14 protein-coding genes are annotated in these 20,865 nt (G+C 66.6%); 8 read left to right on the top strand and 6 right to left on the bottom strand.

The window, feature by feature from the left end; all coding sequences use genetic code 11:
* Positions 1–16 precede the first annotated feature (16 nt).
* Entirely contained in the window at positions 17–2,935 is a 2,919-nt protein-coding gene (locus AKI39_RS01780) for a hypothetical protein (protein ID WP_145925169.1), read from the bottom strand.
* 385 nt (positions 2,936–3,320) lie between these two features.
* Between AKI39_RS01780 and AKI39_RS01775 the strand changes: the two genes are divergently transcribed.
* A complete protein-coding gene (locus tag AKI39_RS01775; RefSeq protein ID WP_443103566.1) occupies positions 3,321–5,786 on the top strand; it encodes a glycogen/starch/alpha-glucan phosphorylase in 2,466 nt (821 codons plus the stop codon).
* 145 nt (positions 5,787–5,931) lie between these two features.
* Entirely contained in the window at positions 5,932–6,507 is a 576-nt protein-coding gene (locus tag AKI39_RS01770; protein WP_066631877.1) for a BPSL1445 family SYLF domain-containing lipoprotein, read from the top strand.
* A gap of 56 nt (positions 6,508–6,563) precedes the next feature.
* On the opposite strand, the gene AKI39_RS01765 is transcribed toward AKI39_RS01770, so the two are convergent.
* The 5 genes from AKI39_RS01765 to AKI39_RS01745 form a co-directional block, all read right to left on the bottom strand.
* Positions 6,564–6,824, bottom strand: coding sequence for a hypothetical protein (locus AKI39_RS01765; protein WP_066631875.1), 261 nt, complete (start codon positions 6,822–6,824; stop codon positions 6,564–6,566).
* A gap of 127 nt (positions 6,825–6,951) precedes the next feature.
* A complete protein-coding gene (locus AKI39_RS01760) occupies positions 6,952–8,226 on the bottom strand; it encodes a M28 family peptidase (RefSeq protein WP_066631873.1) in 1,275 nt (424 codons plus the stop codon).
* A gap of 12 nt (positions 8,227–8,238) precedes the next feature.
* A complete protein-coding gene (locus AKI39_RS01755) occupies positions 8,239–9,210 on the bottom strand; it encodes a Bug family tripartite tricarboxylate transporter substrate binding protein (RefSeq protein WP_158515140.1) in 972 nt (323 codons plus the stop codon).
* 122 nt (positions 9,211–9,332) lie between these two features.
* Entirely contained in the window at positions 9,333–10,247 is a 915-nt protein-coding gene (locus tag AKI39_RS01750; RefSeq protein ID WP_066631868.1) for a LysR substrate-binding domain-containing protein, read from the bottom strand.
* Positions 10,248–10,346: 99 nt separating this feature from the next.
* Positions 10,347–11,516, bottom strand: a complete 1,170-nt coding sequence (locus tag AKI39_RS01745) for a LysR family transcriptional regulator (protein WP_083228573.1) — start codon at positions 11,514–11,516, stop codon at positions 10,347–10,349.
* Positions 11,517–11,919: 403 nt separating this feature from the next.
* On the opposite strand from AKI39_RS01745, the gene AKI39_RS01740 reads away from it, so the two are divergent.
* The 6 genes from AKI39_RS01740 (at position 11,920) to AKI39_RS01715 (ending at position 20,753) form a co-directional block, all read left to right on the top strand.
* Positions 11,920–13,125 carry an efflux RND transporter periplasmic adaptor subunit gene (locus tag AKI39_RS01740; RefSeq protein ID WP_066631866.1) on the top strand — a complete coding sequence of 402 codons (1,206 nt, stop codon included), beginning with the start codon at positions 11,920–11,922 and terminating at the stop codon, positions 13,123–13,125.
* Between the two features lie 23 nt (positions 13,126–13,148).
* The gene (locus tag AKI39_RS01735) at positions 13,149–16,367 is read left to right on the top strand and encodes an efflux RND transporter permease subunit (protein ID WP_066631864.1); all 3,219 of its coding nucleotides are present in this window, start codon (positions 13,149–13,151) and stop codon (positions 16,365–16,367) included.
* Positions 16,368–16,386: 19 nt separating this feature from the next.
* Positions 16,387–17,973: an efflux transporter outer membrane subunit gene (locus tag AKI39_RS01730; protein ID WP_145925168.1), complete on the top strand. Its 1,587-nt coding sequence runs from the start codon at positions 16,387–16,389 to the stop codon at positions 17,971–17,973.
* Positions 17,974–18,025: 52 nt separating this feature from the next.
* Positions 18,026–18,598: an RNA 2',3'-cyclic phosphodiesterase gene (thpR, locus tag AKI39_RS01725; RefSeq protein ID WP_066641954.1), complete on the top strand. Its 573-nt coding sequence runs from the start codon at positions 18,026–18,028 to the stop codon at positions 18,596–18,598.
* Between the two features lie 136 nt (positions 18,599–18,734).
* Entirely contained in the window at positions 18,735–19,295 is a 561-nt protein-coding gene (locus AKI39_RS01720; RefSeq protein ID WP_066631862.1) for a 5'-3'-deoxyribonucleotidase, read from the top strand.
* Positions 19,296–19,415: 120 nt separating this feature from the next.
* The gene (locus AKI39_RS01715) at positions 19,416–20,753 is read left to right on the top strand and encodes an NAD(P)H-dependent oxidoreductase (RefSeq protein ID WP_066631855.1); all 1,338 of its coding nucleotides are present in this window, start codon (positions 19,416–19,418) and stop codon (positions 20,751–20,753) included.
* Positions 20,754–20,865 lie beyond the last annotated feature (112 nt).

The following is a 20,865-nucleotide window of genomic DNA, read 5'->3' as shown; positions in this document are numbered from 1 at the left end:
GGATTGAAACGATGTGTCAGGCGGCTGCGGCGGCGACCAGCGTCCTGCCATCGCCGGGCGCCTTGGCAGCTGCGAACCCACCCGTAGTAACCCCTGCTGCGGCGATGTTTCCGGAAGCGGCCGCCTCCGCGGGCAGCAAGCGGGCCTCTGGGGGCACTATCAGACCGGTTACCCGACCGGCTGTCGCGTTCACGCGCATGGCGAAGTTCAGCTGGACTTCCATATCCGCCCGACCGGTTTCTAGGCAGGCCGAGACATCCACCCGATAGCCACCCTGCGGCATTTCGTTCACGCCGAAATGGATATGCCGTACGGCCTGCGGCTCCAGCATGGACGACCACCGCCATGCCTGGGGCAGTTCGCGCGCATCGCGAACAAAATCGGCGGCGCCCTGCGCCATCGCTGACATCAGCCGGGTCAATGCCAGGTCCGCCCCCTGGCCGAACGCGCCCAGCTTGCCGAGTTCGCCCTCCAGTGACCATGGCGATTGCCCCACCAATTCGCTCCCGGCGGCGGCGGAACGCGGCGCAAGGGTGGCACGCGATGCCGGGCCATGCACGGTCAGGGAAAGTTCGCCGCGCCGGTGCGCGGCATCGTGAAAGGACTTGTCGATCTGGACAAGTTGGGATTGCCCGTCGACCCTCGCCACGCCCGCTTGCGTGGCGGAGGAATCGGGCTGGGCCATCCTCATGCCCAGCGCGGCCAGCAGCCGTGCGCGGTGCATGGAGCCGCACAGCGGCACGGCCATGCGCAGCGAGGGCTCGTATCGCAGGCCGAAGAACGGAGCGATTTCGGCGAGACAACCCGGATTCCAGTAGGGATCCGTCGCGGCCGGGAATACGTCGGCATTCGCCGCATCCGGGGGCTGGACGCCGAAATGGCGGCCAAGCGCGCACAGTACCGCTATCGCCGTGTCCAGCGGCGCCAGCGTCACGCGATGCCAGTGTTCTGCGTCCGTGCCGTCATCACGGCCCGCCATGCGTATGCGCCGCAGCGCATCGAGCAGGCCGCCGATGTGGCGCCGGGCTTCCGTCCATTGCATCGGCATCGCGCCATCCTTGCGATACAACATCATCGCGATCTGGCGGTTGAGCGCGGACGATGCCGCATGCACACCGTGTTCGACGGCCCCGTCCCGAAACGCCGCCATCGACTCGCAGCGCGACATCTCCGCCAGCGCGACCGAGGCGATGGCGGCGACGAAGGGACGCGGCGCCAGCCCAGGGCTACGCAATAAAGACGCCATTTGGGCAAGCCGTGCATCCACTTCCATGTCGAGGTGAAGGAGACGCCGCCGGATCTCCGCGGCCACGGCGGCAAGGTCCAGTGCCAGGGCCGCCGCCACCTGGGGAGCATCGATTTGCCGCAGCTGCCCGAAGGCTTCATCGCCCAGGGCACGCAGCGACGGCTGCCCGAGCACATTGCCCGGTTCGCCGGGCATGCGCAGGCTGCCGGCCGCGCGCTGAATGGCGGCGTCGACGCGCGGGTCTTCGCGCCAGCCGCGCGGGTTGCCGCTGCGGCGCGCAAAACGTTCGCAGGCGGCCAAGGCGTCGCTCAGGGCCAGGAGGGCGTGCGCGGTGGCAATGCGCCGGTCCTGGCCCGTTACGGTTTCCACGTCGGAACGGGCCGCTTCAACGGTATCCCGCAAAGCGCTAAATCGCGCCTCGCAGGCCTGTTGCAGCGGCGCTGCCAAATGCACGCGCTGTTCGTCGCTCCACTCGTGCTGGTGGGCATGCATCGCCAGCAGCCGCTCTGTATCCAGACGTTCCAGGAAAGCCGCCGCCGTGGGGTGAGGCATGAGCATGACCGCGCAGGCGAAGTGGAGTTCCGCCGCGGCGTCGACCATGACGCGTTCGTCCGAGGCATCGTGCCGGTCGCTTTGCAGATAGATCCACCCCAGCGTGTCCAGCATGCGCCGGATATCGTGCCACTCGCGGTTCGCGACCTCGGCGGTGCGGACGCCGGGCCGCACCGCGTTCTCGAACCGGGAGACGGCTTCGGCGATCTTGCGTTCCATGCAGGAGACGACATGCAAACGCACGGCTTCGGAAACCATATAGGTTTGCAGGCGTTCGCGCCCGTCCTCGATGGCGGGATCGCGGGGCGTATGCTCTATCGCGTTGTCCAGGATATGGCGTGCCATGCGCGCGTGGGCGGGCACCCGGTTCGCCAATACGGCCGACAGGACCCGCGTCGAGGCGGACGGCAGGCGCTCCAACCCCGCTTGCAGGTAATCGATGGGCGGCACGCGCTCTTTGTATGCCGCTTCGCGCACGCCCTCTTCCAGCTGGAACCAAGCCTTGGCGATCAGCCGGGAGTCGGGTTGGCGCTCCGCCAGGGATCCCGCCAGCATGTGCAAGGGCAGCCCTATGCCGCGACCGGCCAGCTCCCGCATGGCGGAGCGCTTCAAGGCGGCCATGACGCCCTGCACGTCCTGGCGATTGGTGTCGGGCATCTGCGCCCACAGCGATTCCGCGGCCGCCAGGTCGTTAAGGCGATTCAGCACCAGCAGTATGTTCTCGCGCGGAGCGTCGTTGAAGTACGCATCGACGAACGGTTGCGCGGTGCGCTCCCACGACGCGCCGAACTTCTGCGTCGCGACGATTCCCAGGAGCATATGCAGCGCATCCCTGGGCTGGGGCAGTCCCCGGTCCTGCCCTGCCGCCAGCATGTCCAGCAGCGAATAGAGCTGTCTGCGGAGCTTGTAGGCGGATTTGCGCGAGCTGGACCCGGCGCGGCCGGGACTGTTGTCCGGTGCGCCCGTATACGACTGGGCCATGCTTTCCAGGTTCGCCTGCTGGATCGCCCCAAGGCGCTTGCGGGTGCCGACGCGCTTCAGGAAGGGACGCTTCGCGGGATCCGCGGCACGCATGCGGTCCGCGGCGCCACCCTGGTGGATCGTTACTGGGGCGCTTGAGCCGTTGATGGCAGCCATGGCTTTATTACCTGTAAGTCATCGCACGAGGCGAAGGGAAGACGTGACGTGGGCGGAAAGACCGCCCGGCGGCGAGCTACGAGGCGGTGTGTTCGAGTCTAGTGACGGCAAGCGGGCGGCGAAATAGGTGCGCGTCGCGACGAACTGCCATGCGGGCTTTGGCGCGTGTGGGAAAACTTACGGGCGGCCGAGTGAGATCTTGCTTGAACCTTGTTGCCGAATGTTCAGCCCGTAACCTTTCAATGGCCATTCTTTTGGATTAGGATTTTTGTTGACCTCGATCGACCCCAGGGAAGCCATCTTGAACGATCACGCCAACGCCACCATTGCCGCAGGCGTCAACGCCGCCGGTGCCGCGAACATCTCCTCCCCGGCAGGGGCGCGCCTGGAACATGACCGGTCGTCGCTCTCCCGCGAATCCCTGAAACGGGCTTTTCTGGACCACCTTCTATATACCCAGGGCAAATCACTGGATATTGCCTCCAAGAACGACCTATACCAGTCGCTCGCGCATACCGTGCGTGATCGTCTCGTGCCGTCATGGTTCGATACCGCCGCTACCTATCAGAAACGTAATCCCCGTACAGTGGCGTATCTGTCGGCGGAGTTCCTGATGGGCCCTTATCTGGGCCATAACTTGCTCAGTTTGGGCATCTCGCACGAAATCCGGCTGGCCATGAGCGAGCTGGGGCTGGACCTGGACGAACTGTTGCGCCAGGAGGAAGAACCGGGCCTGGGCAACGGCGGCCTGGGACGACTGGCGGCCTGCTTCATCGAATCGCTTGCCACGCTGGAAGTTCCCGCCATCGGCTACGGGATCCGCTATGAATACGGGATCTTCTACCAGACCATCATGGATGGCTGGCAAGTCGAGAATACCGATGCCTGGCTGCGCTACGGCAACCCGTGGGAAATCCAGCACGCGGAGTGGGCCGTCCAGGTCAAACTGGGCGGACACACCGAGCAATACACGGACGACAACGGGCGCTTTCGGGTGCGCTGGGTGCCCGAGAAAACGGTTGCCGGCGTGCCGTTCGATACCCCTATCCCGGGCTACCGGGTCGGCACGACCAATACGCTGCGGCTATGGCGCGCGGAAGCGACCGAGGCCTTTGACTTCCACGTCTTCAACCGCGGCGACTACATGGGCGCGGTCAGCAAGAAGGTCACCTCGGAAAACCTGAGCAAGGTGCTGTATCCCAATGACGAAAGCCGCCAGGGCAAGGAATTGCGGCTGGAGCAACAGTACTTTTTCGTCTCGTGCTCGTTGCAGGACATGTTGCGCCTGCAACGGCAGCGCGGCCAATCGGTGACGTCGTTCCACAAGTCGTTCGCCATCCAGTTGAACGATACGCACCCGGCCATCGGCGTGGCCGAACTGATGCGGCTGCTGGTGGACGAACATCTCGTTCCCTGGGAGCGCGCGTGGGACATCACGCGCCAGACCTTCGCCTATACCAATCACACCCTGCTGCCGGAAGCGCTGGAGCGCTGGCCCCTGGATTTGTTCCGCCGGGTCTTGCCGCGCCATCTTGAGATCATCTACGAAATCAACGCGCGCTTCCTGAACGAGGCGCGCATACACTTCTTCGGCGACGAGACCCGCATCGCGCGGTTGTCCCTGATCGATGAAACCGGAGAACGCTATGTCCGCATGGCGCATCTGGCCTGCGTGGGCAGCCACGCCATCAATGGGGTGGCCAACCTGCATTCCGAGCTGCTGAAACGAGACCTGCTGAAGGACTTCTACGCCATGTGGCCGGAGAAATTCGACAGCATGACCAATGGTGTCACGCCGCGGCGGTGGGTGGCCCTGAGCAATCCCCGCCTGACCAAGCTGATCAGCCGCTGCATCGGCGACGACTGGATCAAGGACTGGTCGCGGGTGTCGGACATCGAGCCGTACGCGGACGATGCCGCCTTCGGCAGCGAGTGGCGCGCCATCAAGCGCGCCAACAAGGTCGACCTGGCGTCGGTGATCCTGCGCAAGACGGGCATACGCGTGGACCCCGATTCCATGTTCGACGTGCAGGTCAAGCGGATACACGAATATAAGCGGCAGCACCTGTCCGCCCTACACATCGCCGCCCTGTATCACCGGATCAAATCGCAACGCAATCTGGACATCGCGCCGCGCACCTTCATCTTCGGCGGCAAGGCGGCACCGGGCTATGCCCGCGCCAAGCTCATGATCAAGCTGATCACCGCGATCGGCGACGTCATCAACAACGATCCGGACGTACACGACCGCCTGAAGGTGGTGTTCCTGCCGAACTACAGCGTCACGCTCGGGCAGTGGGTATATCCCGCCGCCGAATTGTCGGAGCAGATTTCCCTGGCCGGCAAGGAAGCGTCCGGCACCGGCAATATGAAGTTCGCGATGAACGGCGCCTTGACCATAGGCACCATGGACGGCGCCAATATCGAAATCCGCGACGAAGTGGGCGAAGACCAGTTCTTTTTGTTCGGACTCACCGCCGAAGAGGTGTACGCGCTGCGGCGGGAAGGCTACCGGCCGCAGAACTACCTGGCCCGCGATCCGGAACTGGGATCTGTTCTCGATCTCATTCAATCCGGATTTTTTTCCCGCGGCGACAGTACCCTGTTCGCCCCCCTGCTCGAGGACCTGCTGCACCATGACCCCTACATGCTGCTGGCGGACTACAGTTCCTACGCCGCCTGCCAGACGCGGGTGGACGAAGCCTATCGGGATACTCAGGCGTGGACCCGGATGTCGATATTGAACACGGCGCGCACAGGAAAGTTTTCCTCTGACCGCGCGATCCGCGAGTATTGTGAGCGTATCTGGAAGGCGCATCCCGTCCCGGTCGAGAAGCTGTACGCGCGTTGAGTTGCAATCGGTAGGCGAATGTCGCCGTTGTATGGATTGTTGTGGCGAATAATGGGTTCGGAGCGCGTGGCAGAGCAGTTGCGCCGCCGTTCAAACCAATGCGGGCCGAGCCCGCTGCACTCGTACAACGCTGGGAGAACAAGCAATGAACCGTCGAAATTTCGTGACTTTGCCGGCCGCCCTGATGCTGGCCACGGCGCTGGCCGCTTGCAGCACTACCGGCCCCAAATCGTCGGCCTCGCCGAGCACCAAGCGCCAGGAAATCAACAGCGGCGTCGATGCGACATTGAACCGCCTCTACTCTACGGTGAAGGGGTCCCGCGAAATGGCCAACAACGCCAAGGGGATCCTGGTCTTCCCGAGCGTGCTGCAAGCCGGCTTCGTAGTGGGCGCGCAATACGGCGAAGGCGCCCTGCGCGTGGGCAATGCGAACGACGGCTACTACAGCATGACGTCCGGGTCGATCGGCTGGCAGGCCGGCGCCCAATCGCGCGCGATCATCATCATGTTCATGACGCAGGATGAATTGAACAAATTCCGCAACAGCAAGGGTTGGAGCGCGGGCGCGGATGCATCCGTGGCCGTGGCGAAGATCGGCGCGAATGGCGCGGTGGACACCAATACCGCCAAGCAGGCGGTCGTGGCGTTCTTCCTGACCAACGCCGGCCTGATGGCGGATCTGTCGATCCAGGGCACGAAGGTCACGAAGCTGGACCTGTAACCAGGCTGGCATGGCGCCCGCATGACGGCGGCCATCGGGCAACTTCCCGAAACGGATCAGACCGGGATTCGCTGCACGATGGTCGCCGGTCCCGTTTCAGGGTCGGGGGCATCAAGGCATTCGATGACGTCGTCGTCCGACGCCGCGCGCTTGCGGCGCGGCCCCGGGACGCTTTCGAATGCCACGATCGCGGCATGACAGTCGCAAGGCTCGGCCAGCGTCTCTGCCCGCCCGTCGGCCGGGTGGTGAGGCCGACCGCCAGCCCCCGTGTGGACCATCCGAAGATCTATGGATGTGGGGCTGACCATCGCGTTCATTCGACTTCCTTCCTGTCTGCCGCCCAGCGGCGAAAGGCGCGAGTCTAGGCACTGGGCCGCCGCGCTCCGCAGGAATGGGCTGATTATCAGCCCGATTCACCCCTGAATATCAGCCGAATCCATCCGATCAACGGCGCGCCAGCGCATCCAGCGTCTCTTGCGTGGCGGTAAGCCCGCGCCAGGCCATCGCGCAGGTCGCCCGCAGGGCGGTGCGCAGTTCGCTTTCCTGCACGACCGCCTGGGTATCCCCCGGCGACAGGATGTTGTTGACCGCCGATTCGGGCCGATCGAATCCGGCCACCAGCCGCAATGCGGGAATGCCGTGCGCGGCGAAATTGGCGTGATCCGAATTCGGCATCAAGGGCAGGTAGGTCGATACCGGTACGCCGGCATCCACGCCGGCATCGGCAACGAAGCCCGCCAATGCGGGGAAATCGCTGATCAGGGCCGTCAGCCGCGTATCGCCGCCGACGGTGTCCAGGTTGATGTTGAGCTTCAGCGACTGCCGCTGGACCGGGTCCATATCGGCGAGATAGCGCCGCGAACCGGCCAACGCCCATTCTTCCGCCGTGAACAGGCATACGCGCAGCCCATGGGTGTGGGCGGATAAGCGCGGCGCCAGCGCACGGGCGGCGGCCAGCGCCACCGCGACACCGGTGGCATTGTCCAGGGCGCTCGTCCCCAGGTCGTGGCCGTCCATGTGCGCGCTGATGACGATACGGCTGTCCGTGCCGCCCGGAATGTCCAGGATGGCAAGGTCGGCCATCGCGCTTTCGTCTTCCCGGCCTTCGATGCGCAGATGGGCGCGCGCCGAACCGCGGGCCGCGGCACGGGCCAGGGCCATGCCCGTGGCGTGGTCGACGTAGGCGGCCGGGATGCCGGCGCCGCCGCGCGGCCGCCCGGAGGAACCGGAAAGCAGGCCGCCACCGGGCACTGGGTTGGCGATCAGGAAGGCCGTGGCGCCGCGCTCGACCGCCAGGTCGTATTTCCGGCGGCGATGGATGTGGCGTGGCGAGAAGGGGTATTCATGCCGCACCAGCACGATTTTGCCGCGCACGGCGTCGCCCGCGCGCTCGAAATCCTCGGTGCGGCCTTCCCCCAGATCCAGCAGTTCGCCTTCCAGGCCGCCTGGCGGCGTCGAGGCGGATCGCAGCAGCGCACGGCATGCCAGCGGCTGGTCGTGGCCGGCCAGCGCCAGGTTCGCCGGGCCGGCCTGCCAGCCGTCATACGGCACTTGCACGCGTTGGGCCTCGCCGCCGATCTGGCGCATGCGGCTCAGCGCCCAGGCGATCGCGGCGGTATCCTGGCCGCTGCCGGACAGGCGACCGCCGAAAGCGCAGATTGCGTGGAAATCATTCATCAGCGCGGCATCCGCCGCGGCGTCGTCCAGCCATGCGTTCATGCGGGCGCGTCCTTATTCGAACGTGATGTTGGCGCGCTTGACCACATCCTGCCACCGCGCGAAATCGGCGGTCAGCAGCGTCTTCAGGGCCGCGGCGCTGGTATCGGGCGGCAGGTTGACCCCGACGCTGTTCAGGCGCGACTGGACCTTGGGCGACTGCATGACCTTCGCCATGGCGGCGCTGAGCTTCTCCTGCACCGCTGGCGGGGTGCCGGCGGGCGCGACCAGGCCCCACCAGCTTTGCACGCCCATGTTGGGAACGCCGGCCTCGTCGAAGGTGGGCACGTCGGGGGCTTCCTTCTGCCGCTGCGGCGCCGACACGGCGATCGGACGGATCTTGCCGCCCTGGAAAAGCGCGGTCGCCGTCGGCATGGTGGTGAAGCTGGCATCGATCTGTCCGCCCGCGAGGTCGTTCACGGAGGCCGACGCACCCTTGTAGGGAATATGTACCAGCTTGATATTGGCGTTGAGCATGAGCAGCGCCGCCATCAGGTGCGTGAGCGATCCGTTGCCGCCCGAGCCGATGGAGATCGTGCCCGGCTTGGCGCGCGCCGCCTCGATGAGCTCCTTGACGGTCTTGGCGGGGAAGGCGGGATTGACGAACAGGTACATGGGCGACAGGCCCAGCAGGGATATCGGCGCGAAGCCCGTCTGCGCGTTGTATTTGATGCGGTCGCCATACAGTGCCGGCACGATGGTGAACGGCACGTCGGCCAGCAGCAGCGTGTAGCCGTCCGGCTTTTCGTTGGCGACGTAGGAGGTGCCGATCATGGAGCCGGCACCGGCGCGGTTCTCGACAATGACGGATTGCCCCAGCGCCGTGCTCAGTTCGTCGCTGATCGCGCGGGCGATGACGTCGGAGCTGCCCCCGGCCGTATAGGGAACGACCACTTTGATGGGCTGCTCGGGATAGGCGGCCAAGGCCGGCGCCGCGACGGCCGCCGCCAGGGCGACAGTCGCGAAGAGGGAATTCCAATATTTCATGATCATGCCCCGCGGCAATAAAAAGTTACCTTCGGATTTTGCGGATGTGGCCGGTCGCCCGCAAGGGAAGTATGGGCATGCGGTATTCCATAATGGAATGCCGCCAGCACACGCGGGGTGGCTCAGGCCAGGGCGGCTACGGTTTCGTTCAAGCCGACGGCCCGGGCCGCGATCCACTCGCACCAGGCATCGAGATAGGGCCCGCCGACGTCGGGGCGCGGGCGCATCAGGTAATACGCGTACCGGCCTTCGACCGATTCGCCGAAGGGGCGCCGCAGCTGGCCGGATTGCAAGGCGTCCGCCACCATGCACAGCGGGGCGATGGCCACGCCCAGGCCGTTCAGCACGGCCGGCATCAGCACGGAAAAGCCTTCGTATTCGGGCGCGGTGGCGGCCGGGCCGGGCCAGGAGGGGGCCATGTGCGCCTTCCATTCATCCCACCCGTAGCCGCGCTGGGCCCGCTTCAGCAGCGGCACCCCGGCAAGGTCATCCATGTCGTGCACCGGGTTGCGGGCGAACAGGGACGGCGCGCCGACCAGCGCCATTTCGCGCCCGCACAGGTATTGGGTGCTCATGCCGCTGCGGTGTCCGGTGTGCAACTGGATTTCCGCGTCGAAACGTTCGGCCTTGTCGCGCCCTTCCAGCAGGCGCGGCCGCAGATTGATGCGGATTTCCGGGTGCGCATCGAAGAATTCGCGCAGGCCGGGGATCAGGCAGAACTGGGCGAAGGATGGGGACACCGCGATGTTCAGCGCCACCCGGGCGTCGGGACGGGCGACCACGGCATCGGCCTCGTCCAGCAGGCGCACGGCGGCGCTGACGCGTTCCAGGTACAGCGCGCCGGCATGCGTCAGGCGCAAGCCGGTGGCGGTGCGCCTGAACAGACTGACGCCCAGGCGCGTTTCCAGGGCCTGGATATGCTTGCTGACGGCGCTCTGGGTCAGGTGCAGCTGTTCCGCCGCGCGGCTGAAGTTCAGATAGCGCGCCGCGGCCAGGAAAATCCGCAGGGACGTCAGCGACAGACGGGAACCTTTCACCCGCGCGCCCTGCCCGCTAGGACACCGCGGTCCGGGCCGTCATCCACGCCCGGCTCGCCGGCATACGCGCGCGACCCGCGGGCACCGCGCCGCCAGCGATCACGGCGTCACCGCCGCGCGCTTGGCCACGGGCGTCGCGCCAGGCTGGGGCCGGTGAGCGGCGGCCGCGGCGGCTTGCGCGGCCACGCGCTCGGCTTGTGCGCCATCCGCGGAAGACTGCGCCGCGACGCCGGCCTGGCCCGCACGGCCCATGTGCTCGGCACGGGCCTTCTGGGCGGCGCGCTGGGCCTGGTTGACCACGGCTTCCGCTTTCATGCGTTCCTGCCCGGCCCAGGTGCACTCGCTGTCCACCGCGTCGCCCCGGCCGCTGAGCAGCGGGCAGCGGCTGAAGATTTCGGCGGCCCAGTCCGTGAAGGCGCGTACTTTGGGCGACAGATGCCGGTTGTGCGGATAGACGACCGAGATCGGCATGGGCTTGGGCTTCCATGCGGGCAGGATTTCCTTCAGCGCACCGGTCTGCAGATAGGGCAAGGCCATGTACCGCGGCGGCTGGATCAGGCCGAAGCCCTGCACCCCGCACGCCATATAGGCGTCCGCGTCGTTCACGGATACGACACCGCGCATTTTGACTTCCACCGCCTGGCCGTCCACCATGAAGTCCCAGTCGATGACACGCCCGGTGCGACTGGAGAAGTAATGCACGGCGGCGTGGTCGGCCAGATCTTCCAGCGCTTGCGGCTCCCCATGGGACTCGATGTAGTCCGGGGCGGCGCAGGTGATGCCCTCGAACACGCCGATGCGCCGCGCCACCATGCTGGAATCCTTGAGTTCGCCCACGCGGATCACGCAGTCGACGGCTTCCTGTACGAGGTCGACGGGGCGGTCGCCCATGCCGATGACCAGTTCGATGTCCGGATAGCGCTGGTGGAACTCGCACAGCGCCGGGATCAGGATCAGCCGGCCGATCGCCGCGGGGGTGTCGATGCGCAGCTTGCCGCGCGGGCGCCGCGACGCGTCCATGAACGCGGCCTCGGCTTCTTCCACGTCGGCCAGAATGCGCACGCAGCGCTCGTAGTACGCCGCGCCGTCCGGCGTCAGGCTGAGCCGCCGGGTGGTGCGGTTCAACAGACGCACATTCAGCAGCTTTTCCAGGTTCTGAATGATGGTGGTGACGGTGGTACGGGGCAGCGCCAGGTGATCCGCGGCGCGCGTGAAGCTGTTCGCGTCGACGACCCTGACGAATACCTGCATGGCCTGAAAACGATCCATGGAGAGACCTCGAGGGATGCTGGGTGACGGCATTATGAACAAATTATTGTTCGAACTCGCCGAATAGAGTTGTTCAAGTATAGATATTTATTCGGCCAGACAAAACAGCCAGAATGGCGCCATTCCGATTAATTCGGTGGAAGTGGACAGGCCGGCGCCCGGATATCCGGGGATACCGGCTTCCCCGCCCTCTGTCACGAATGCGCGCCGCGCCAGGCCGGTTTTCGCCAAGGACCCGCCGGCCGGCAAACCACGCCCAGGCGTGGATAACCATAAAACCCAGCGCCAAGGCGGCTACGCCCGCCACCGGGCATAAGTGCCCGGTTTCCGTGACCCGCGCCGCTGTCGCGCACCCGGGAAGTATCGTCCACGACCGCCGTTATCCCTAAGAAAGAGGACTCACATGTCTGTGTTGCGCAGTCGCTACGCACTGGCGGCCACGTTCGCCGTCGTCATCGCCATCGCCGGCGGCATCATTCTGGTTCGCGGCCAGGGCGCCAATAGCGCCACGGCCGCCGGCGCGCCGCCGGCGGCGCCCGTGGACGTGGCCGCGGTGGTGGAACGCTCCATCACGGACTGGCAAAGCTATTCCGGCCGCCTAGAAGCCGTGGACCGCGTGGAGATCCGCCCGCGCGTGTCCGGCACCTTGATGGCCGTGCATTTCAAGGACGGCAGCCTGGTCCGCAAGGGCGATGAGCTGTTCACCATCGATCCCCTGCCCTATCAGGCCGAGGTGGACCGCGCCGAGGCCAACCTGGCCGGCGCCAAGGCGCGCGTGGCCTACACGGCGTCGGAACTGGCCCGGGCCCAGCGCCTGATCACCGACAACGCCATCGCGCGCCGCGACTTCGAACAGAAGCAGAACGACGCGCGCGAAGCCGCCGCCAACCTGAAGGCGGCGCAGGCGGCGCTGGAGATCGCCCGGCTGAACCTGGGCTACACCCATATCGTCGCGCCCGTGTCGGGCCGCGTATCGCGGGCGGAAGTGACGGTGGGCAACCTGGTGGCCGCCGGCGCCGCTTCGGTGCCGTTGACGACGCTGGTCTCGGTCGATCCCATGTACGCCTCCTTCGACGTCGACGAACAAAGCTTCCTGAAGTACGTCAATCCCGCCCGCACGGGCAAGGGCGGACAGGTGCCGGTGTACATGGGCCTGGCCAATGAAGACGGCTATTCGCGCCGCGGCAACGTGCAGTACGTCGATAACCGGCTGGACACCAGCTCGGGCACCATCCGCGTGCGCGCCACCTTCGAGAACGGCGACGGCACGCTGGTGCCCGGCCTGTACGCCCGTATCCGCCTGGGCGGCGGCAATCCGCACAACGCCATCCTGATCGACGAACGCGCCCTGGGCACGGACCAGAACAAGCGTTTCGTGATGGTCGTGGACGGCCAGAACCACGTGCAATACCGCGAAGTCCAGCTGGGCGCGTCCCAGGACGGCCTGCGCGTCATCACCGACGGCCTGAAGCCGGGCGAACACATCGTCGTCAACGGGCTGCAGCGCGTGCGCCCGGGCGATGCCGTTGCGCCCACCGTCGTGCCCATGGCCGGGCTGGAGTCCCCGATACGGACCAGCCGGACCAAGACGCCCGCCGACCCCGCCTGACCTGAATCGCCACCGAGAGCGTCATGAACATATCCAAATTCTTCATCGACCGCCCGATCTTCGCGGGCGTGTTGTCGGTGCTGATACTACTGGCCGGGATACTGGCCATGTTCCAGCTGCCGATATCGGAATATCCGGAAGTCGTACCGCCATCCGTGGTGGTGCATGCCCAGTATCCGGGCGCCAACCCCAAGGTCATCGCCGAAACCGTCGCCGCGCCGCTGGAAGAACAGATCAACGGCGTCGAGAATATGCTGTACATGCAGGCGCAGGCCAACAGCGACGGCAACATGACGCTGACGGTCTATTTCAAGCTGGGCGTGGACCCGGACAAGGCGCAGCAGCTGGTGCAGAACCGCGTATCGCAGGCGCTGCCGCGGCTGCCCGATGACGTGCAGCGCCTGGGCGTGACCACCGCCAAGAGCTCGCCCACGCTGACCCTGGTGGTGCACCTGATCTCGCCGGACAACCGCTATGACATGACGTACCTGCGCAATTATGCGGTGCTGAACGTCAAGGACCGCCTGTCGCGGATCTCCGGCGTCGGCGACGTGCAGCTGTGGGGGTCGGGCGACTATTCCATGCGCATCTGGCTGGATCCGCAGAAGGTCGCGCAGCTGGGCATGACGGCCTCCGATGTCGTCGCGGCGATCCGCGAGCAGAACGTGCAGGTGGCGGCCGGGGTGATCGGCGCATCGCCCACCCTGTCCAACGTGCCGCTGCAATTGAACGTCAACACGCAGGGCCGGCTGGCCAGCGAGGACGAATTCCGCAATATCGTCCTGAAGACGTCGCCGGACGGCGGCGTGGTGCGCCTGGGCGACGTGGCCCGCGTGGAACTGGACGCCGCCGAATACGGCCTGCGTTCCTTGCTGGACAACAAGCCGGCGGTGGCACTGGGCATCATGCAGGCCCCGGGCGCGAACGCGCTGGACGTCTCCAAGCAGGTGCGCGAAGCAATGAAGGAACTGTCGGCGGACTTCCCGCCGTCGGTGAAGTACGACGTGGTGTACGACCCGACGCAGTTCGTGCGCGCCAGTATCGAAGCCGTGGTGCATACCCTGCTCGAAGCCATCGCGCTGGTCGTTGTCGTGGTGATCATCTTCCTGCAGACGTGGCGGGCCTCGCTGATCCCGCTGCTGGCCGTGCCGGTGTCCATCATCGGGACATTCTCGCTGCTGCTGGCCTTCGGCTATTCGATCAACGCGCTGTCGCTGTTCGGCATGGTGCTGGCCATCGGGATCGTGGTGGACGACGCCATCGTGGTGGTGGAAAACGTCGAACGCAATATCTCCGCCGGCCTGACGCCGCGCGAAGCGACTTATCGCGCGATGCGCGAAGTCAGCGGTCCCATCATCGCCATCGCCGCGACCCTGGCGGCGGTGTTCGTGCCGCTGGCCTTCATGACGGGCTTGACGGGACAGTTCTACAAGCAGTTCGCCATGACGATCACGATCTCCACCGTGATCTCGGCCTTCAACTCGCTGACGCTGTCGCCGGCCCTGGCCGCCTTGCTGCTCAAGGGCCATGACGCCAAGCCGGATTGGCTGCAGCGGGCGATGAACAAGGTGCTGGGACGCTTCTTCGCCTGGTTCAACCGTGTGTTCAACCGTGCATCCGAGAGTTATTCCGGCAACGTGGGCGGCGTGATCAAACGCAAGTCCGCCAGCCTGGCGGTGTACGCGCTGCTGCTGGCTGGCACCGTGGCCATCTCCTATATCGTGCCCGGCGGCTTCGTGCCCGCGCAGGACAAGCAGTATCTGGTGGGCTTTGCCCAGCTGCCCAACGGCGCATCCCTGGACCGCACGGAGGACGTGATCCGCCGCATGGGCGACATCGCGATGAAGGAACCCGGCGTGGACCACGCGGTGTCCTTCCCCGGCCTGTCGATCAACGGCTTCACCAACAGCTCCAGCGCCGGCATCGTGTTCGTCACGCTCAAGCCCTTCGAGGAACGCGTGGGCGCGGGTTTGCCGGCGGACAAGATCGCCGCTTCCCTGAACCAGAAGTTCGGTGCGGTCAAGGACGCGTTCATCGCGGTCTTCCCGCCCCCGCCGGTGATGGGCCTGGGCACGCTGGGCGGCTTCAAGCTGCAGATCGAGGACCGCGCCGCGCTGGGCTACGAGGCGCTGGACCGCGCCACGCAGGCCTTCGTCGCGGCGGCCGCCAAGGCTCCTGAACTGGGACGATCGTTCTCCAACTACCAGATCAACGTGCCGCAGCTGGACGTCGACCTGGATCGCGTCAAGGCCAAGCAGCTGGGCGTGAAGGTGACCGATGTCTTCGACACCATGCAGATCTACCTGGGTTCGCTGTACGTGAACGACTTCAACCGGTTCGGCCGCGTGTTCCAGGTGCGCGCCCAGGCGGATGCGCCCTTCCGCGCCCGGGCCGAGGATATCGGCCTGCTGAAGACGCGCAACGCCGCGGGCGACATGGTGCCGCTGTCCTCGCTGGTGCGTGTGTCGCAGACCTACGGACCCGAGATGGTCGTTCGCTACAACGGCTACACGGCCGCCGATATCAACGGCGGTCCGGCGCCCGGCTATTCGTCCGACCAGGCCAAGGAAGCGGCCGAACGGGTCGCCGCGCAGACCCTGCCGCGCGGCATCAAGTTCGAATGGACGGACCTGACCTACCAGCAGATCCTGGCCGGCAACGCGGGCGTCTGGGTGTTCCCGATCAGCGTGCTGCTGGTGTTCCTGGTGCTGGCGGCGATGTACGAAAGCCTGACCTTGCCACTGGCGGTGATCCTGATCGTGCCCATGAGCATCCTGGCCGCGCTGGCGGGCGTGTGGCTGACGCGTGGCGACAACAACATCTTCACGCAGATCGGGCTGATGGTGCTGGTGGGCCTGGCATGCAAGAACGCCATCCTGATCGTGGAGTTCGCCCGCGAGCTGGAAATGCAGGGCCGCAGCGCCTTCGATGCCGCGGTCGAGGCCTGCCGCCTGCGTCTGCGCCCCATTCTGATGACCTCCATCGCGTTCATCATGGGCGTGGTGCCGCTGGTGTACTCCTCGGGCGCCGGCTCCGAAATGCGCCACGCGATGGGCATCGCGGTGTTCTTCGGCATGCTGGGCGTGACGCTGTTCGGCCTGTTCCTGACGCCGGTGTTCTACGTGACGCTGCGCTCGCTCAATCCGCGCAAGCTGCATTCGGCCGGCAAGCATGAGGCCCCGACGACCGCGCCGCACGGCCAAACCCCGGCCCACGGCCACCCCGTGCCCGGCGCCGAATAAATCGAACTGGATGACAGACATGAAGTCCCGCATGAAAACCCTGAACCGCTACGCGTTGTCGGCATTGATGGCAACGATCCTGGCGGGCTGCTCGCTGACGCCGGACTACCAACGGCCGACGGCGCCCGTGACGGCGGCCTTCAAGGAAGCGCTGCCGCCGCAACAGGCCGGCCAATGGAAGACCGCGCAACCGTCCGAAGCGCTGCTGCGCGGCGAATGGTGGAAGGTGTTCGGCGACGACACGCTGAACGCCCTGGAAAGCCAGGCCGCCGAGGCCAACCAGAACTTGAAGGCCGCCGCGGCGCGCCTGGCCCAGGCGCGCGCGCTGCAACGCCAGACGCGTTCCGGCCTGTTCCCGGAAGTCACCGCCAACTTCGGCCCCACGCGCCAGCGGGCCTCGCCCGCGTCGGAGGGACTGCCCGACAACGGGCCGGCGACCACCAGCACGCTATGGCGCGGGCAACTGGGCGTTTCCTACGAGGCCGACCTGTTCGGCCGGGTGTCGTCCACCGTCGACGCGGCCACCGCCGATGCGCAGCAAAGCGAAGCGCTGTTGCGTTCGGTGCAGCTGGCGCTGCAAGGCGATGTGGCGGAGAACTATTTCATCGTGCGCGAGCTGGACGCCGAGCGCCAGATCTATGTGCAGACGCTGGCACTGCGCCAGCAGACGCTGGACCTGGTGGAACGCCGCTACAAGGAAGGCGATATCAGCGAGCTGGACGTGGCGCGCGCGCGTTCCGAACTGGCGTCCGCGCAGTCCGAGGCGCTGGGCATCGACCGCCGCCGCGCGCAATCCGAACACGCGCTGGCGGTGCTGCTGGGCAAGGCGCCGGCGGAATTCGCCCTGCCGCCCAACCCGCTGGCGCGCATCGGGATCAATGTGCCGGCGGGATTGCCGTCCTCGCTGCTGGAACGCCGGCCCGATATCGCCGCCGCCGAACGCGCCATGGCGGCCGCCAACGACCGCATCGGCGCCGCGCGCGCCGCGTTCTTTCCGCAGTTGAACATTACCGGCTACGCGGGCTATGAATCGTCCGAGCTGGGCAACCTGTTCGAGTGGTCCAGCCGCACCTTCCTGCTGGGACCGCTGACCGGCGCCATGCTGAGCCTGCCGATCTTCGACGCGGGACGCCGCCAGGCCGGGCTGGACCGCGCGCGCGCCGTCTACGAGGAAGACGTGGCCAACTATCGCCAGACGGTGCTGGGTGCGTTCCGCGAGGTCGAGGACAACCTGGCCAATCTGCGCATCCTGGGCGAACAGACCCAGGCCCAGGACCGCGCCGTGCAGGCGTCCGCGCGTGCCGCGCAGTTGTCGCATACCCAGTACAAGGAAGGCTCGATCAGCTACCTGGACGTGATCGATTCCGACCGCACGGTGCTCACGCAGCAGCGTGTGTCCGTGCAGCTGGATGGCGAGCGTGCCCGGTCCACGGTAAACCTGATCCGGGCTTTGGGCGGCGGCTGGGGACTCGGCACCGAACCGGCGCAACAGGCCGACAGCGACCCGGCGCGGCAGGCTGATGCCCCGCCGGCCGGTGGCCCGGACACCGCCGTCCCCGAGCGGAACGACGCCACGCACTTGGCACAGCCCGTGGCGCGGCGCTGACGCGAATGGCAAACTGGGGGCCTTTTTCCCGCCCCCATCCGCCATGCCAGCCATGCCCGCGTCGTCCCAATCCGATCCACCCGGCCCGTCCGTCCGGCTGTTCTTCGCGCTCTGGCCCGACACGGCGACGGTACGCGAGCTGGGCGGCTGGGCCGCCCGCGCCCACGCCACCTGCGGCGGCCGCATCATGCGGCCCGACACGCTGCACCTGACCCTGGGCTTCCTGGGCGATACCCCCGCCGACCTGCTGCCCGCGCTGGTGCGCGAGACGCAGGGACGGCGCATCCAGCCGGGCACCGTCATCCTTAGCCGCTATGGTGCATTCCCGCGGCCCCGCATCGTATGGGCAGGACCGGCCGACGCGGAAGACGGGCATCCCGACGAAGGCGCGGCGCAGCTGGGGGCCGAACACCGGCAATTATGGGACTGGGTACGCGCGCTGCACCCGGCGCGGCCCGAGCCGCATTTCCGTCCGCACGTCACGCTATTGCGCAACGCGGACACACGGGAATTGCCGGCGCCCGCGCCATCGCGCATCGAATGGCGCTATGAGCGGTATGTGCTGGTGGCTTCCATGCAGGACGGGTCGGGACGCTATCGCATCGTGGCCTCGACCCAGGCGTAGCGCGCAAGCGGGAAGTGTGCGGCCGTAGCGCGCTCGTGGGGGCGCGGCCATGGAGCTTGCCTGCATGGGCCTGCGGTCGTCGCGCGCGCGGCCGTAGGGCACAATAGTCTCCCTCTAAGCCTTCCCGCGCAGGGCCATGCTCATCCTGATCGACCAAGACGGCGTGCTCGCCGATTTCGAAAATGCCTTCGTCGCGGCCTGGCGCCTGGCCCATCCGGACATCCCGCCAGTGGAATTCGAGGACCGCCGGTCCTTCCACATCCTGGAAGACTATCCGCCGGCGCTGCGGCCGCGCGCGGAAGCCCTCTACACCGCTCCCGGCTTCATCCGCGATCTGCCGCCCGTACCGGGCGCCCTGGACGCGATACGCGAGCTGGTGGCCGTGGGCATGGACGTACGCATTTGCAGTTCTCCCTTGCGCCAATACGAAAACTGCGTCGCGGAAAAATACCAATGGGTGGAGCGCCACCTGGGCCGCCCGTGGACCGAAAGGTTGATCCTGACGCGCGACAAGACGCTGGTGCAGGGCGATATCCTGATCGACGACCGCCCGGCCATCGAAGGCGCGGCCCGCCCGCGCTGGCGGCACATCGTCTACGACGCGCCCTATAACCGGCACGTTTCGGACAAGCCACGCCTGTCGTGGTCGAACTGGCGCGATGTGCTGGGCGGCGAACTCTATCGCGCCGACGGCTAGGGCCGTAACAGATCGCCCAAACGCCGTAGGCGCGACATTCCCGCCACGCCGGCCCCTCGCGGGCGCGCCTGCCTGCGGTAAGCTGGCTGGATCCGCCAACGGGGGCGCCAGGAGACAACAATGAATCTTCATCGCATGCTCAAGCAACGCGAGGCAGACGGCAAACCGATACGCATCGCCCTGATCGGCGCCGGCAAATTCGGTTCCATGTTTCTCAGCCAGGCGCATCGCACCGCCGGCATGCGGCTGGTGGCGGTGGCGGATCTCAAGCCGGCGTCGGCGCGCGCGGCGCTGACCAAGGTGGGCTGGCCCGCGGCCGCCCTGCAGGCCACCTCGATCGGGCAGGCCTGCCGCAACGGCAGCGTGTATTGCGCGGAAGACGCGCTGGCCATCATCGCGCATCCTGAAATCGACGTGGTCATCGACGCCTGCGGCAGCGCCGCGGCCGGCATCCGGCACGCGCTGGCCTGCTGCGAACACGGCAAGCACATCATCATGGTCACCGTGGAGGCCGACGCGCTGGCCGGCCCCCTGCTGGCGCGCCGCGCGCGCGAGGCCGGCATCGTCTATTCGCTGGCCTATGGCGACCAGCCCGCCCTGATCTGCGAAATGGTGGACTGGGCACGTGCCAGTGGCTTCGAAGTCATTGCCGCCGGCAAGGGCACCAAATACCTGCCTGCTTTCCATACCTCGACACCGGATACGGTCTGGCCCTACTACGGCTTCACGCCGGAAATGGTTGCCGCCGGCGACTTCAACGCCCAGATGTTCAACAGCTTCCTGGACGGCACGAAGAGCGCTATCGAAATGGCGGCGGTGTCCAATTCGACCGGGCTGCTGCCTGCGCCGTCGGGCCTGCATTTCCCGCCTTGCGGCGTGGACGACCTGGCCCGGGTGCTGCGTCCACGCGAGGACGGCGGCACCCTGCATCACCGCGGCCAGGTCGAAGTGGTGTCCTCGCTGGAACGCGACGGCCGGCCGGTCTACCGCGATCTGCGCTGGGGCGTGTATGTGGTCATCGCGGCCGACAGCGATTATGTACGGCGCTGCTTCAAGGAATACGGCGTGGTGACCGACCCGACCGGCAACTATTCCGCCATGTACAAGCCCTACCACCTGATGGGGATGGAGCTGGGCATCAGCGTGGCCAGCGTGGCCCTGCGGCGCGAACCCACCGGCGCGCCCACGGGCTGGCACGGCGACGTCGTGGCCACGGCCAAGCGCGATATGAAGCCCGGGCAGGTGCTGGACGGCGAAGGCGGCTACACCGTCTACGGCCGGCTCATGCCGGCACGCGACTCGGTGGAAGGCGGCTACCTGCCGCTGGGGCTGGCGCACGAGGTCAAGTTGAAGAGCCCCGTCCGGGCGACCCAGGCCCTGAAATGGTCGGACGTGGACTATGACGACGCCCAGGATGCCCTGCAATTCCGCCGCGAGATGGAACAAGGCTATCTCTGACGCCGAGGGTTCCCGGCGGGTCTCTCCGACGAGGCCCCTGACGGATATCCATGCAGGGATTTTTGCGCTGGGCGTACAAGTCCTTTGTTCCTGGCGGTCTGTTTCCCCCGGT

The sequence above is a fragment of the Bordetella sp. H567 genome (assembly GCF_001704295.1).
Classification (GTDB): domain Bacteria; phylum Pseudomonadota; class Gammaproteobacteria; order Burkholderiales; family Burkholderiaceae_B; genus Bordetella_C.
Note: the sequence above shows the minus strand (reverse complement) of the source record. Positions and strands in the feature narration are given on the sequence as shown.

What these genes read in the sequence shown, in the direction of transcription:
- AKI39_RS01770 (WP_066631877.1), top strand. Translation starts at nt 5,932, where the DNA reads ATGAACCGTCGAAATTTCGTGACTTTGCCGGCCGCCCTGATGCTGGCC.
- AKI39_RS01760 (WP_066631873.1), bottom strand. Translation starts at nt 8,226, where the DNA reads ATGAACGCATGGCTGGACGACGCCGCGGCGGATGCCGCGCTGATGAAT.
- AKI39_RS01720 (WP_066631862.1), top strand. Translation starts at nt 18,735, where the DNA reads ATGCTCATCCTGATCGACCAAGACGGCGTGCTCGCCGATTTCGAAAAT.
- AKI39_RS01745 (WP_083228573.1), bottom strand. Translation starts at nt 11,516, where the DNA reads ATGGATCGTTTTCAGGCCATGCAGGTATTCGTCAGGGTCGTCGACGCG.
- thpR (WP_066641954.1), top strand. Translation starts at nt 18,026, where the DNA reads ATGCCCGCGTCGTCCCAATCCGATCCACCCGGCCCGTCCGTCCGGCTG.
- AKI39_RS01730 (WP_145925168.1), top strand. Translation starts at nt 16,387, where the DNA reads ATGAAGTCCCGCATGAAAACCCTGAACCGCTACGCGTTGTCGGCATTG.
- AKI39_RS01755 (WP_158515140.1), bottom strand. Translation starts at nt 9,210, where the DNA reads ATGAAATATTGGAATTCCCTCTTCGCGACTGTCGCCCTGGCGGCGGCC.
- AKI39_RS01780 (WP_145925169.1), bottom strand. Translation starts at nt 2,935, where the DNA reads ATGGCTGCCATCAACGGCTCAAGCGCCCCAGTAACGATCCACCAGGGT.
- AKI39_RS01765 (WP_066631875.1), bottom strand. Translation starts at nt 6,824, where the DNA reads ATGAACGCGATGGTCAGCCCCACATCCATAGATCTTCGGATGGTCCAC.
- AKI39_RS01715 (WP_066631855.1), top strand. Translation starts at nt 19,416, where the DNA reads ATGAATCTTCATCGCATGCTCAAGCAACGCGAGGCAGACGGCAAACCG.
- AKI39_RS01740 (WP_066631866.1), top strand. Translation starts at nt 11,920, where the DNA reads ATGTCTGTGTTGCGCAGTCGCTACGCACTGGCGGCCACGTTCGCCGTC.
- AKI39_RS01735 (WP_066631864.1), top strand. Translation starts at nt 13,149, where the DNA reads ATGAACATATCCAAATTCTTCATCGACCGCCCGATCTTCGCGGGCGTG.